General features: G+C 61.1%; 14 protein-coding genes. 11 read left to right on the top strand and 3 right to left on the bottom strand.

Features of this window, described 5'->3' with window-relative positions; genetic code table 11:
* Positions 1 to 1230, bottom strand: a complete 1230-nt coding sequence (locus tag BT108_RS08665) for a hypothetical protein (RefSeq protein WP_072294148.1) — start codon at positions 1228 to 1230, stop codon at positions 1 to 3.
* Between the two features lie 340 nt (positions 1231 to 1570).
* Between BT108_RS08665 and BT108_RS08660 the strand changes: the two genes are divergently transcribed.
* Both BT108_RS08660 and BT108_RS08655 read left to right on the top strand, forming a co-directional pair.
* A complete protein-coding gene (locus BT108_RS08660) occupies positions 1571 to 3040 on the top strand; it encodes a lipopolysaccharide biosynthesis protein (RefSeq protein WP_072294147.1) in 1470 nt (489 codons plus the stop codon).
* 84 nt (positions 3041 to 3124) lie between these two features.
* Positions 3125 to 4336: a polysaccharide pyruvyl transferase family protein gene (locus BT108_RS08655; protein WP_143142445.1), complete on the top strand. Its 1212-nt coding sequence runs from the start codon at positions 3125 to 3127 to the stop codon at positions 4334 to 4336.
* Here BT108_RS08655 and BT108_RS08650 read toward each other — a convergent pair.
* Positions 4331 to 5599: a glycosyltransferase gene (locus tag BT108_RS08650; protein WP_072294145.1), complete on the bottom strand. Its 1269-nt coding sequence runs from the start codon at positions 5597 to 5599 to the stop codon at positions 4331 to 4333. The two genes, BT108_RS08655 and BT108_RS08650, sit on opposite strands and share 6 nt — an antisense overlap.
* Positions 5596 to 6651 carry a glycosyltransferase gene (locus BT108_RS08645; RefSeq protein WP_072294144.1) on the bottom strand — a complete coding sequence of 352 codons (1056 nt, stop codon included), beginning with the start codon at positions 6649 to 6651 and terminating at the stop codon, positions 5596 to 5598. Before BT108_RS08645 ends, BT108_RS08650 begins: the two co-directional genes overlap by 4 nt.
* Positions 6652 to 7179: 528 nt before the next feature.
* Here BT108_RS08645 and BT108_RS08640 point away from each other — a divergent pair.
* The 9 genes from BT108_RS08640 (at position 7180) to atpA (ending at position 14552) form a co-directional block, all read left to right on the top strand.
* Positions 7180 to 8517: a putative O-glycosylation ligase, exosortase A system-associated gene (locus BT108_RS08640; protein WP_072294143.1), complete on the top strand. Its 1338-nt coding sequence runs from the start codon at positions 7180 to 7182 to the stop codon at positions 8515 to 8517.
* A gap of 59 nt (positions 8518 to 8576) precedes the next feature.
* The gene (locus BT108_RS08635; protein WP_218184847.1) at positions 8577 to 9575 is read left to right on the top strand and encodes a polysaccharide deacetylase family protein; all 999 of its coding nucleotides are present in this window, start codon (positions 8577 to 8579) and stop codon (positions 9573 to 9575) included.
* A gap of 12 nt (positions 9576 to 9587) precedes the next feature.
* A complete protein-coding gene (locus BT108_RS08630; protein WP_072294142.1) occupies positions 9588 to 10061 on the top strand; it encodes a DUF3565 domain-containing protein in 474 nt (157 codons plus the stop codon).
* Positions 10062 to 10399: 338 nt separating this feature from the next.
* Entirely contained in the window at positions 10400 to 10771 is a 372-nt protein-coding gene (locus BT108_RS08625) for an ATP synthase subunit I (RefSeq protein ID WP_255369673.1), read from the top strand.
* A gap of 45 nt (positions 10772 to 10816) precedes the next feature.
* Positions 10817 to 11623, top strand: coding sequence for a F0F1 ATP synthase subunit A (atpB, locus tag BT108_RS08620; RefSeq protein WP_072294140.1), 807 nt, complete (start codon positions 10817 to 10819; stop codon positions 11621 to 11623).
* A 51-nt stretch (positions 11624 to 11674) separates the two neighbouring features.
* Positions 11675 to 11947, top strand: coding sequence for a F0F1 ATP synthase subunit C (gene atpE, locus BT108_RS08615; protein ID WP_072294139.1), 273 nt, complete (start codon positions 11675 to 11677; stop codon positions 11945 to 11947).
* Between the two features lie 42 nt (positions 11948 to 11989).
* Complete coding sequence (locus BT108_RS08610) at positions 11990 to 12460, top strand: F0F1 ATP synthase subunit B (RefSeq protein WP_072294138.1); 471 nt, start codon at positions 11990 to 11992, stop codon at positions 12458 to 12460.
* 2 nt (positions 12461 to 12462) lie between these two features.
* Positions 12463 to 12999, top strand: a complete 537-nt coding sequence (locus BT108_RS08605; RefSeq protein ID WP_072294137.1) for a F0F1 ATP synthase subunit delta — start codon at positions 12463 to 12465, stop codon at positions 12997 to 12999.
* A gap of 11 nt (positions 13000 to 13010) precedes the next feature.
* Positions 13011 to 14552, top strand: a complete 1542-nt coding sequence (atpA, locus tag BT108_RS08600) for a F0F1 ATP synthase subunit alpha (RefSeq protein ID WP_072294136.1) — start codon at positions 13011 to 13013, stop codon at positions 14550 to 14552.

Below are 14552 nucleotides of genomic sequence, written 5' to 3'. Positions count from 1 at the left end.
TCATTTTTTTTTCGAGGAGGAATCCTGAAGCGATCCGAGCATCTTCCAGTACCTTCTTTTCACCATCATCCTCGCATAGGATGGCCACAGGCCGGTGGTTGGCTGCCGCGTGATCAATCGAATGATGTCCGAGAGTTCGTGATATCCGCGTTGGTGGAGAGGTTCTATGAGTTCCCTGTAGTACTCGTTTTCGGGAAAGTGGTCTGCATGCAACGACCGGAGCATATCGGGATCTATTCGTGAATCCGGGAACATCACCCCCATCTCCGGAATGCCGATGGCCAGCAGTTCGAGCTTGGTGCGAAGGCATTTTTCGCATCGGCCGCAGTTGAGATAGCCATCCGGTATGAAATCGGTGTTCCAGCATACGCGCAGGTTGGAAAGTGCGGTCTCGGATCTTGCGATGATCGCAAGCTTCTCGAAACGGGTAAGGTGGAGCAGTGCGCCCGAGAACGCCAGGTGGGTGCTGGAGAGCAGGGGAACCAGCGTAGGATGGTCTCCCCAGGGTTCATACATATCGATGATGTTATTGTATGCCATATGAACTTTCCTGATACACTGGCTCATGCAGTGAGCGATTCCGGACAGGATCGCCCCGAATTGGTAACGTGCGTACAGATGGCTGTCCGGTTCCAGTAACCTGACGTTTGTCCAGATCGGTACCATTTCGATTCCAAGTTCGGAGGCAACCTTGCCCTGGGTGCGCAGGGCATGATCGAACAATTCATGGCCGGGTTCGCGGCTGGGATCGCCGATATCGAGCCCATAGACCAGGAATGCATACTCGAGGGCTTCCCGATGCTCCGTGTCGAACGTCCAGGCATGCGACAGCAACGCTGCCGTCGAATCGATGCCGCCGGAGTAGAAGGCTCCGACCTTTCGGTCGACGGATCCGCCGGGGTTCACTTTCTCTTCCGCGGCCGACAGTACGGGTAGCGGGTCTGCGGGCTGGAACCAGTTGCGCTGGAGCCGCATCGCGGCGCGCAGGTTGTTCATGAGTACGGGGCAGGCTGGACCCTCGACGTGGATGCGCTCCTCTCGATGGAACAGGGCGGCCGAAAAAACCATCAGCAAAAAGGCTTCATAGCTGCAGCCAAGCAGGCTGGCGTGGCTGGCGGGAATGGAAACGCTGATATCCTGGGTGTCTGCCTGCCGTTGCTCGTAGGTGACGGAGGCGATCACGGAGGTGCGTTCATCGTTGTCGATTCTGCGAACATTCTGGATCAGCATTCTTCTTGTATCCTTTGTATCATCGCCGGGCAGGGGAGCTTCCACCGGATTGACGGGACGAAGGTCGCCAATGGCATGGAACCGACTTGCAGGATGATGGGTTGGCCCGGAGTCCGGCCCGTGACGGTCTTCCCTTCACATGCCGGCGGTTCGCTGGCGCTTCGGGCATGCTCCCATCGAGGCAGGCTCGAACCGCCTGGGCCCGGGAGCCGCCACGCCCGTTACGGCAGCACGATATGAATCCATATATCCTATACCATTATCGTTTATTCGTGTTTTTTGCGTTTGCTGCGGCGTATGTCTCCATGCGCATGGCTGAAGCGTCCATCGAGAGTTCGAGTTGACGACAGTACGCCGTTCGCTGCTTATCAACGGCGCCAGCCAGGGCGCTTCGTTCCTGCTGGGCCTGACCGGTTCTGTCGTCGTTGCCCGCCTGCTGACTCCGGAAGAAATCGGACTGTTCTCGGTATCGCTTTCGTTGATCGCATTCGGTCACGTCTTCCGGGATTTCGGTATCGGCCAGTATCTTGTTCAGGCCGCGGAGATCAGCCGCGATCGCCTGCGCAGTGCCAGCACCATGATGATCCTCATCTCGTGGTCGGTGGCGCTCCTTTTTTTTCTGGCCCGCCAGCCCGCAGCCGGGTTCTACCAGAACGCCGGCATTGCCGAGATACTCGCCGTCCTGGCCCTCAATTTCGCCATTTTGCCTTTTGGCGCGCCCTTGCTCTCGATGCTGCGCCGCGAGATGCGGTTCGATCGCATAGCGCTGGTCAGTATCAGTGCCAACGTGGTGCAGCTGGCGGTCACCGTTTCTCTTGCGTTGAACGGATTCAGCTACATGAGCATGGCGTGGGGCTCCCTTGCCGGCGTCCTTGCGACCACGGCGATACTCGTCGCGATGCGCCCCGCCGATGCGCTGCTGATGCCGCGTCTGGCGGGAATGAGGGAAATATTCCATTTTGGGGCCCGCTCCAGCGTGGCATCGCTGGCGGGGCAGGTTGGTTCGGCTGCTCCCGATCTCATCATCGGTGGAACGCTGGGTTTCGCGGAGGTGGCTTTCTACAGCCGTGCCTGGGGCGTCATGAATCTGGTGATGTCGGATTTCACCAACATCGTCCGGGGCGTATTCTTTCCCGCCTTTGCCAGGCGCGTGCGGGAGGGAGCGAGCCCTTCGGCCATCTATCTGCAGGGGATCACTCAACTGACCGGATTGACGGTTCCCCTGCTCGCGGTGTTCGCGCTGCTCGCAGAGCCCCTGATCCATTTCCTGTTCGGATCCCAGTGGGACCGTTCGGCGCCGCTCGCGAGTCTCTTGTGCGCGTACGCGATGCTGACCGCTCCGTTTGTCCTGACAGGTGTCGCGCTGGTGGCCTGTGGCAAGATAGACATCTTCATGCGTACCCAGCTATGGATTCAGGGCATCCGCATCCTGGTCATATCGACGACGGTGATCATCGATCTGGAGAGTATGGTCCTGGTTCTGGGTCTGGCATACTGCATCGAGGTGAATATCTACCTGGCTGCCATGAAGAAGGCGATCGGGTTGGGGTTTTCCGGATTGTTCCGGTGCATCTGGCGAAGCTACGCGCTGGCGGCGATCGCCGTTTCCGGCCCGGGCATGCTGCTTGTCGGTTCGAGGATGACGGGGATGTACCCGGGAAGTTTCTGGCAATTGACGATAGCCGGTATCCTGGCGATGACGGCCTGGTTGATCGGGGTGTACTGGCTCCGCCATCCGCTCCGCTCCGAGATCGAAACCCTGCGCCGCCATCTGTCCGCGTTCCTGCCGAAAGGAAAAGGGGAGCGTTGATTCCCCGGAGGAACCGTTACCGGTGCGTGTGCTTCGGCCGGCCGCATCATTTCGCCGCCGTAACCTGAGTGGAAGAACGTGATCATGATCAAGAGACTCATTGCTGGACTGCTGTTGTCGATGACCCGTGCATACGTGCGGATCCATCGGCGTCTGGCACCCTGGAAGCAGATGGAAATTCTGGTGGCACCCCCCGCATCCGCCGGCAGCCTGGGGGACCAGGCGCTTCTCCAGGGACTGAACGATGGCCTCGCGAAGGGCTGGAATTGCCGGCTTCGCCAGGTGTTGCTGCCCAACTACGAGGCGATTACCCTACTGGAAGGAGGAGTCCATTCGATCGCGGTTTGCCCCGGTACGCTTTCGGATCTGCGCCTCCTGCTGGCATTGCGCCATGCCAGACTGTTCTGCGTGCTGGGGGCCGACGTGATAGACGGTCGTTACGACGAGGGCCAGGCCTTGTATTACCTGCGTGCGCTCGACCTGGCGGCTTCCGCGGGCATTCCTTCCCGCCTGCTCGGATTCAGTTTCTCGGAGAAACCGAATCCCTGCGTGGTCGAAAGATTCAAATCCCTTGCACCGCAAATTGTGTGCTGCTCACGCGATCCCGTGTCGCGCAGACGCTTTGAAGAATTCACCGGACGATCGGCCAGGCAGGTGGCGGATCTGGCCTTTCTGGTCACCGCAAGGGCCGAGAGTCCGGCCGCCCTGCGTGCGCTGGCCTGGATGCGGGATGAGCATGCCGGGGGCGCGAGGATCCTCGCACTCAACGGCAATGTCCTGACCTACCCTTCCACGCCCGGCGCCATCCATGCCGCCTATGCGGAGATGATCAATGGTCTGGCGGCGCAGGACGCCACGCTGCGTTTCGTGCTGGTGCCCCACGATTTTCGCGGCAGGGAATCGGATCATCTCTGTCATCTGGAGATCGTGTCGCGGCTCGACGAGAGGGCGAAGCCGCGGACCCTCCTGCTGGAATCCCCCCTGCACGCCTGGGACGCCAAGGCCGTCGCCGCAGCCAGCGATCTGGTCGTCACCGGCCGCATGCATTTCGCCATTGCGGGGCTGGGAAGCGGTACACCGGTCATCGGCATCGGCTACATGGGCAAGTTCGAGGGTTTGCTGGGGTACTTCGGACTGGAGGCCCTGCTGGTCGATCCGGTGGCCGCTTACGAGGAACATGCACTGCCGGCGCGGGTCCTCGAAGCACTGCCGGCGCTCCCGGAATACCGGGAGCGCATCGCTCATCGCATCGCAGCGATCAGGGAGCTTTCCAGAGAGAATTTTTCGGGTTTATAAGTCCAGGATCTGCTGCGCCAGGATGCGTTGTATGTGGGAACGCCCATATCCCGCGGCAACGCGGGCCCTGCCCGCAGTGGCAAGCCGGAAGCGTGCGTCCTGGTCCTGCAGCAATTCCACGCACGCATCTGCAAAGCTTTCTGGTTCGTCGGCAAGCCGCAAGTCGTGCCCAGGCGTCAGGTCGAGCCCTTCCGCGCCCAGGGTGGTGGAGACCACGGCGCGCCCGAACGAGAGCGCCTCCAGGATTTTGATGCGGGTGCCACCGCCGAACCGGATGGGGGCGACCACCAGGTCTGCCTCGTCGTAGTAGGGTTCGACCGATTCCACATCCCCCGCCACCACGATCGACGGATCTTCCGCCAGTGCGCGTACCCTGCTGCCGGGACGCCTTCCCACAATGGTCAGCCGTACGCGTCCGGCATATATCTGGCGTATGCGGGGATAGATCTGCCTGCAGAAGAACAGGACGGCATCCTCATTGGGAGGATAGGACAGCGTTCCGAGAAAAAGCAGCTTTGCAGCCGGTCCGATGGGGCGCAACGGCAGCGCGGGCATGAGGGGGTATGAATTCGGTATGACGGTGATCCTGGCATGGCCTTCTCGCTCGACGAGACGTTGCCGATCCACTTCCGAGCACACGCTGATCATGTCGGCCCGGCGCGCGATGCGCGATTCCAGGCGGGATGTCTCGAGGGTGTCGAGGCGGGCGATGAGCGTTCTTTCGAAACCCAGCGTCCGCTTGATGAAAGGCAGCTCCCGACGCATGGAAAGCGATTCGATATCGTCGAAATCCACGAATAGGCGGCTGTCCCGCCAGTTCGGCAAGTCCCCCAGGCTTTCCAGGATCTCGTAGGACCGGATCCGGAAGCAGAACACAATTTCGAAGTGGCTGTCGCTAAGCACCGACCGCAGATTTCCGGCTTCGTCCGGCGCCAGCCGGAAGGCAGGCTTGCTCAGGTCGAGGACGCGTCCCAGCAGCCTGGGGCCACGCACGCGCCTTCCCGGCGCTTCGTGGTTCGGATCGAGCTTCAGTACGCTCAGGCTTCGACACAGGGCGCGGGGTCGGTCGAGGTCCATGGGCCGGGCGAGCTGGGCCGGCGTCATCGCCAGTATTGCATCGACATCGGCGATGGCTGCCAGGGTTTCCAGGTGGAACCATGCACGCAGCTCGACGCCGATCCCATCCGGGCCGGGCGGGACCGGCGAGATGAAAAGGATGCGGCTGCGTTCATCCCTGCTTACGTTGGCGTGGCGTATATTCATGAGGCGGCGCCGGCTCCCGCTCCCGTCAAATCCCGGTATACCTCCAGGATCCTGTCCGCCGTTGCCTTCCAGTCGAGGTGGGCGACCAGTTGGCGGCATGGACCGGTCGTGGGCATGGGAGCGGAGAGGGCGGCCCCGATCGCCCGTCCGAGATCCCCGGCATCGCCCGGATCGACGTACTGCAGCCAGGGAGGCTGCGGAGACAGGCCGAGACCATTTGCCGCGGTGATGATCGCGGGGGTACCGGATGCCAGTGATTCCACGGCGGTGAGGCCGAAAGTTTCGCCTGCGCTTGCCAACACCGTGACGCCTGCGGAGGCATAGGCCGAGCCCAGCAGAGGATCATCGTGGGCGAGCATGCCCAGATGCCGCACCCGCTCTCCTCCTTCCTTCAGGCAGCGTTCCAGGTAGCCTGCGTCCTCGACGGGGCCGATCAACAGAACGTCACGCTCGCTGACCTGCAAGGTTGCGCGAATCACTCCGAGCTGGTTCTTGTAGGAAGAGATTGAGCCGACCACCAGCACGAAGCCGGACAGGATGTTGAAATGGCCGGTGAACGCATGGGGCGTTGCCGAAAAGAAAGCGGCGTCCACGCCGTTCGGAATCGTGGTGACAAATCTGTCCTCGGCGGAGTAGCCATTCGTCAACACCCGCCGCTCCGCTTCGCTGAGCGCGATCAGGCGATCGCTGCAGCTGACCGCCGAAAGGATGTCGTCATAGGTCGTGCGGTTCTCGTAGGCGGTCAATTTTCCCGTCAGGCTGCTTGCCGCGCGGTAGCGCATGAATTTCGGCCAGTTGTAGCCGGGCTGCAGTATTGGACTGAGCACCGTCGGCACATTCTGTGCCCGGGCTTCGCGAAGGATCAGATGTGCACCATTGATGGCCGAGAAGACGTGTACCAGATCGTAGTCTCCGAGGCGTGCGCCCAGGCTGTCGAACAGTCTGGCGTCCACGCCTTTCCGGGCCAGATGTGCGACCGTCCTGAGTATCTGTACCTGCAGGCCGCCTGTTCTCTGCCACAGCATCGGATAGGTTGTAACTGCGATTCTCAAGACAGGCTCCTGCTGGGGGGAACATCCGGAACGCCTTCAGCAGGCTGACCCATGATCGCCCTCACCGCCGTGCACATGGTGCGGGACCGATAAGGGCGTCGAGATTCAGGAATTGTCATCGATATTTGGGGCCAGAAGCGCGTGGCCGCTCCCTGGCGACGGCGTCTGTTGTCGGCGGCATGACGTTATATCACCCCATCGGATACGTGAATGTACCAAAGTCCAGTTGTGAGTATCGATGAAATTGATATGATATTGGGGGTGCTCCACTCACAAACGGCCCCATTACGGGATTCCCTGCGTGGCCGCACCCATGGTCGTTTCATCGCTTCGCCTCCATCCAGGGCCATTCAGCCATTCCGTATCGAAAATCCAGGCGAGATGCGATATCGGCTCCAGGATGCGGAGCAATATATCATAGCGCGACAATATATCGCCAGTTCGTGAAATTCATTGCATGCTGACCTTTACGTGCCCTCTGTCATCGGCATCGGAAATCCCGGGAGATTCCCCGGATGAGGCGCGCCCATGAGGGACGTCTTCGTCACCATTCTCGTCTTCGGCATGCTTCCCTATGCCTTCAAGCGACCGTACTTCGGTGCGCTGATGTGGGTGTGGATCAGTGTCATGAATCCCCACACCCAGGGCTGGGGATTTGCAACCACGTTTCCGTTTGCCGCCATCATCGCCGGGGTCACCCTGCTGAGCATGTTCCTCAGCAGGGAACCGAAGAACCTGCCCCTCACCCCGCTTACCTGGCTGCTCATTCTTTTCGTGCTGTGGATGAATGTCACCACGGTTTTCGCCATCTATCCCGACGCTGTGTATGACCAGTGGAACAAGGTGATGAAGATCATGCTGATGAATTTCATCGTTCTCATGCTGATCAAAACCAAAGAGCAGATCCAGCATCTCATCTGGGTCATTGTCGTATCGTTGGGCTACTACGGCGTCAAGGGAGGGGTTTTCACCATCAGGAGCGGGGGCGGAGAGATGGTATGGGGACCCATGAGCACCTTCATCGAGGGAAACAACGAGATCGCGCTGGCGCTCATCATGACGATTCCCCTGATGCACTACCTGCAGACCATATCCCCGAACAAGTGGGTGCGTCGCGGATTGACCGTATCCATGCTGTTGTGCGCGGTGGCCGCCATCGGAACGTACTCGCGCGGTGCCTTGCTCGCGATCGTCGCCATGAGCGGATTTCTCTGGCTCAAGAGCCGGCAGAAGGCCGGGCTGGGCCTGCTGGCGGTCATGTCCGTTCCTCTCCTGCTGGCCTTCATGCCGGAACAATGGTCGAAGAGAATGGACACCATCAATACCTACGAGGAGGACGAGTCGGTCCAGGGGCGCTTCAACGCCTGGTGGATGGCATACAACCTGGCGAAGGAGCGGCCATTGACCGGTGGCGGATTCGAGGTCACGACACCCGATCTGTTCTTCCGCTACGCACCCGATCCCTTTGACATCCACGCGGCGCACAGCATCTATTTCCAGGCGCTGGGAGAGCATGGGTTCATCGGGCTGGGGATATATCTGCTGCTGGGCTTCATGACCTGGCGGACGGGGTCGTGGATCATCCGCAATACTGCCGGAAACGAGGATCATGTCTGGGCCCGCAACCTGGCGAGCATGATCCAGGTGAGCCTGATAGGGTTTGCCGTGGGGGGCACCTTCCTCAGCCTGCTCTATTTCGACGTGCCCTATTACCTGATGGCGGCGATGGTGGTGACGCGCATCCTGGTCGAAAAGGACCTCAGGGAAAAGGCCGGGTCGAGGAGCGGGACTGCGACCAATGTTCGAGGCCAGCCCGGGAGACTCAATTTGCCGCAGTCGCAACGCACGCTTCGAGGCTCCGGATAACGACATGGGCCTGGGAAGCCGCTTGACCGCGCGTCCGATGGTGGAGGCCCGGGACGGACATGCCGGTGCGTGAGCCCGATCGCTCCTGGGCCGCCTCCCTGGCGCGTGCAGGCCTTGGCCTGCTGTCTCCCGGTGCGTCGCGTGGACGGCTGACCATCCTGATCTATCATCGCGTCCTGTCGGAACCCGATCCGCTGTTCCCCGAGGAAAACGATGTCGAGGCGTTCGATCGCCAGATGGGGCAGGTGACCGACTGCTTCAACGTCATTCCGCTGCACGAGGCATTGCGGGGGCTGCGCAAGGGAAAGCTGCCGGCCCGTGCCGCCTGCGTCACGTTCGACGACGGGTACGCCGACAATGCGGAAATCGCCCTGCCGGTACTGAGGAAGCACGGGATTCCCGCAACGTTTTTCGTGGCCTCGGGCGTACTCGATGGAGGACGCATGTGGAACGATACCATCATCGAACTGATCCGCCGCGCGCCCGGTACCACGCTCGACCTGACCGAAGCGGGGCTGGGGCAACTGGAGGTCGGGACGGACGCGCAGCGGCGGGGGGCGATCGATGACGTGATCGGCGCCCTCAAGCACTTGCCGTTCGAGCAACGCCGGTTGCGGGTCGAAGCGATACGGGCCCTCGTCGCCGTATCGCTGCCCGACAACCTGATGATGACGTCCGATCAGGTGCGGCACCTGCACGGCGCCGGCATGGAAATCGGCGGGCATACGGTCAACCATCCCATCCTGGCGAGCATGGAGGATCCCGCGGCTGCCCATGCCGAGATCGCTCATGGCAAGGAGGTGTTGGAAAGCATCATCCGCGCGCGGATACGGTTCTTCGCCTATCCCAACGGCAAGCCGGGGCGGGATTATCTCCCCCAGCACGTCGGCATGGTCAGGCAGATCGGCTTCGAGGCGGCGGTATCCACCGCCCACGGTGCCGCGCGGATGACCAGCGATCCATACCAGCTGCCTCGTTTCACGCCCTGGGATCGCCATCCGTTGCGCTTCGGGCTGCGTATGGTTCAGAATATGCTTAAATCCGTCGATACGGTCTGACCAGGAGGAAACATGGAGCGCCCAATCACGGGATTCGGCATGGATGGGGAAGGCGATCCAGTCGCCATCCTGAGCTGCGGCCATCCCCAGCACGTCCGGCATCAGCCCCCTTTCATCAATCGTCCGTGGGTGATGGATGAACAGGGCCGCCGCAGCATGCTGGGGAAGATGCTCGATTGTGTCCGGTGCGAGAAATTCGAGCTGCCGGATGATTTCGTTGCCTACAAGCGTACCGCCGAATTCACCGAGACATCGGTACCGGCGGCCCTGACCCGGGATCATTCCACCAAGACCGGCGTCTGGGCGAAGATCAACGTCGTGGAGGGCAGGTTGTGCTACCGGGTGCCGATACTCGGAACCCAGATGGATCTGTCGCCAGGCATCATCGGAATCGTCGTGCCCGAGGTGTTGCACAGCGTCGAACCCCTGGGTCCGGTGCGATTCTTCGTCGAATTCTACCGGATGCCGGATCAGGCTCCGGCATGACAAAGATCCCCGATGAGCCTATAATTTCGCTATTCCATGCGGGAAGCAGGGTCTTGGCCGAAAAACCGGATCCTTGTTGGATCCTTTCACGCCTGTGGATGAATCGGGAGGAGCGACTTTCCATTGACTGGCACGGGCAAGCGGATTAAAATCCATCTATTTTGTCTGGTCAGGAGTTTCGTATTCTGGTTGACCGCAGTCAAAATGAATTCCGCCAGGGGACGCGGTTGAGGATCGAGAGATCATCATAGGAAATTTCAATCCGTCCTGTGTCCGTGCTAAGCCAAGCCGCCGTTTTCTGACCGACACCACCTATGACCTGGATAAGAAGCAAGCCAGTGCGCGTCGTCATGCGCTGGCAGTTGATTGTCACGATGGCGATGGTGCTGCTTTTCGGCCTGACTTCGGGGACACACGGCGCGGTTTCCGCGTTGCTGGGCGGTGCGGTCAGCATGGTTTCCGCGGCTGTCTTCGCGGGCATGACCGCGCGCCACCGTGGCACGACCGCGGGAAGCGTCCTGATTACCGCCCTGAAGGCGGAAGCGGCCAAGATCGTCACCATGACGGGATTGCTGTGGCTTGCCCTGACGCTTTATGAAGATGTGGTTGCGGGAGGGCTCGTCGCCACCTTCGCGATCACGGTACTGGTTTTCGGCATGGCGCTGTTCGTCACCGACGAAGCAGGTACCGCCGGGGTCGAACAGACTTGATGCTAAACTGATATTTTAAATCTTAATTAAGCAAGAAAGATTCATATGGCATCCGACGCGGAGCTTACTCCGACCTCCTACATGGAGCACCACCTCACCAATCTCACCAGTTCGGTGGGTGAGGGGACATTCTGGACGCTGCATGTCGACACGCTGGCGATGTCGATCCTGCTTGGATTTGTCAGCTTCGGCTTCCTCTGGTGGGTGGTGCGCGGCGCCACGTCCGGGGTGCCGGGCAGGCGGCAGGCTTTCGTCGAATTGTGCATCGAGTTCATCGACGATCAGGTCAAGAGTACCTTCCATGGGGATCGTCATGCATTCGTCGCCCCGACGGCGCTGACCGTTTTCATATGGGTATTGATGATGAATGCGATGGATCTGCTGCCCATCGACATCATGGCCAAATTCTATGCGCTGCTGGGGTTGCACAACTGGCGCAGCGTGCCCACCACCGACATCAATACCACGTTCGCGCTGGCGCTGTCGGTATGGCTGCTGATGATATTCTTCAACATCAAGGTCAAGGGGCTGGGGGGCTGGATGCATGAGCTGGTATGCACTCCGTTCGGCAAGAATCCCATCCTGTGGCCGGTCAACATCCTGTTCAACATCGTGGAGTACGTTTCCAAGCCGCTGTCCCACTCCCTGCGCCTGTACGGGAACATCTACGCGGGAGAGATCATTTTCCTGCTGCTGGGGATGTGGGCGGCGACCGGCCTCGCCGGAACCTTCTTCGGCGCGCTGCTGGGAACGGGATGGGCCATCTTCCACATACTGATCATTACGCTGCAGGCGTTCATCTTCATGATGCTGACGGTGGTCTACCTGTCCATGGCGCACGAGTCGCACTGACCGCCCCCTGCCGCCCCCCATTATTTATCACTACGACGAGAGGAAAACGAGATGGACAATCTGCAATACTTGGCCATGATCCAGGCCTACACTGGTATCGGTATCGGCCTGATGATCGGCCTCGGTGCCGCAGGCGCCTGTATCGGCATCGGCATCATGTGCAGCAGCTTCCTGGAAGGCGCTGCCCGCCAGCCCGAACTGATGCCGACCCTGCAAGGCAAGGTGTTTCTGCTGCTTGGGCTGATCGACGCATCGTTCATCATCGGCGTTGGCCTGGCGATGCTGTTCGCATTCGGGAACCCGCTGCTGGCGGTCATCAAGTAGGGCAGCCGCGCACATTCCCGGGACCGTCATCAGAGGCCAGTCATGAACATCAATCTCACCCTACTCTCACAGGCGGTGGTATTCGCCGTATTCATCTGGTTTACGGCCCGGTTCGTCTGGCCCCCCCTGCTGCGCGCGACCGAGAACCGGCAAAAAACCATCGCCGAAGGTCTGGCGGCGGGCGAGCGCGGCAGGCACGAACTGGAACTGGCGAGCCAGCGCTCCGCCGACGTGGTGCGGGAAGCCAAGCAGCGGGCAGTCGACATCGTGGCGCAGGCCGAAAAGCGTGCCGCGGAAATCGTGGACGAAGCCAAGACCGCGGCAAGGGAAGAAGGCGACCGCATACTTGTCGGCGCACGAGCCGAGGTGGAGCAGGAAGTCTTTCGTGCCAGGGAGGCATTGCGGCAGCAGGTTGCGGATCTCGCGCTGGCAGGTGCAGCGAAGATTCTGCATCGCGAGGTGGATGCCAAGGCTCACGCCGATCTGTTAGCCTCCATCAAGACGGAGCTTTGACGATGGCCGAGGCCCGCACGATCGCACGTCCCTACGCGGAGGCGGTTTTCAGGCTCGCCCGCGAGGGCAATGCGCTCCAGGAGTGGTCCGACACGTTGCGGTTGGCCGCCTCCATCGCGGCCGACGAGCAACTGCGTGCGCTCACGGGTGATCCGAACGTGCCAGCCCGACGATTGGCCGAGTTGCTGCTCGACATCGGCGGCGACCGGTTCGACGCAGCGGCGAAGAATTTCATCCTGCTGCTGGCGGAGAACGGTCGCATTCAGTTGTTGCCCGAAGTGAGCGATCTGTTCGAACAGTTGAAGACCGCGCATGAGGGCGTGTTGGACGCGAGGATCGCCACGGCGTTCGCACTGAGCGACGTGCAGCGGGATGATCTGGTCGCCAGCCTGGAGAGCAGGTTCAAGCGCAAGATAGACGCCACGGTGAGCATCGATCCGGAACTGATAGGCGGAGTAAAGGTTGAAATAGGCGACGAGGTGCTGGATGCCTCCGTGCGTGGTAGGCTGGAAGCCATGGCCGTCGCTCTCAAAAGCTAGGAGTCTCAGAAATGCAGTTAAATCCATCCGAGATCAGCGAGCTGATCAAAAGCAGAATCGAAGGGCTTGCCGTTTCCGCGGAAGTCCGTACGCAGGGCACCATCGTCTCGGTGACCGACGGCATCGTGCGCGTCCATGGGCTTTCCGACGTGATGCAGGGGGAAATGCTGGAGTTTCCGGGCAACACCTTCGGCCTTGCGCTCAACCTCGAACGCGATTCCGTGGGCGCGGTGATTCTGGGCTCGTACGAGCACATCACCGAAGGCGACATCGTCAAGTGTACCGGCCGCATTCTGGAAGTGCCGGTGGGCGAGGCGCTGGTGGGGCGGGTCGTCAACGCGCTGGGCCAGCCGATCGACGGCAAGGGGCCCATCGCCGCGCAAGGCTCGGAGCCGATCGAGAAGATCGCGCCCGGGGTGATCTGGCGCCAGTCGGTGAACCAGCCGGTGCAGACCGGACTGAAATCCATCGACTCCATGGTGCCCATCGGACGGGGCCAGCGCGAACTGATCATCGGCGACCGCCAGACCGGCAAGACCGCCGTCGCGGTGGATGCGATCATCAACCAGAAGGGCGAGAACATGATATGCATCTACGTGGCGGTGGGGCAGAAGGCCTCCTCCATTGCCAACGTGGTGCGCAAGCTCGAGGAGCACGGGGCGATGGCCTACACCATCGTGGTGGCAGCCACCGCCTCGGAATCGGCGGCGATGCAGTTCATCGCGCCCTACTCCGGCTGCACCATGGGCGAATACTTCCGCGACCGTGGCGAGGACGCCCTCATCATCTATGACGACCTGACCAAGCAGGCATGGGCCTATCGCCAGATATCCCTGCTGCTGAGGCGGCCGCCCGGCCGGGAGGCCTATCCCGGGGACGTGTTCTACCTGCACTCGCGCCTGCTGGAGCGGGCGGCGCGGGTCAGCGCGGCATACGTGGAAAAGGCCACCAACGGCGAGGTCAAGGGCAAGACGGGATCCCTGACCGCGCTGCCGGTGATCGAGACCCAGGCCGGTGACGTGACCGCCTTCGTGCCCACCAACGTCATCTCGATCACCGACGGCCAGATCTTCCTGGAAACGGATCTGTTCAACGCCGGGATCCGGCCCGCGATCAATGCCGGCGTATCGGTGTCGCGCGTGGGCGGGGCCGCGCAGACCAAGGTCATCAAGAAGCTGGGGGGCGGCGTGCGCCTGGCGCTGGCACAGTATCGCGAGCTTGCCGCCTTCGCCCAGTTCGCGTCGGACCTCGACGAAGCCACGCGCAAGCAGCTGGAACGCGGCAAGATGGTGACCGAACTGATGAAGCAGGCGCAGTACTCCACGCTGAGCGTGTCCGAGATGGCGATCACGCTGTTCGCCGTCAACAAGGGCTACCTGGACGACGTGGAGGTACCCCGCGCCCTGGCGTTCGAGTCCGCCCTGAAAGGGCACATCCGCAGCAAATATGGCGCCATCCTGGAAAAGATCGAGACCGGCAAGGATCTCGACGCGGCGACCGAAAAGGAGCTGGATGATGCGATCCAGGATTTCAAGAAGAACGGAACCTATTGA

The sequence above is a fragment of the Nitrosovibrio sp. Nv17 genome (assembly GCF_900119085.1).
Lineage (GTDB): Bacteria > Pseudomonadota > Gammaproteobacteria > Burkholderiales > Nitrosomonadaceae > Nitrosospira.
The sequence above is the reverse complement of the archived record's forward strand: the minus strand, read 5'-3'. Positions and strand labels throughout refer to the sequence as shown.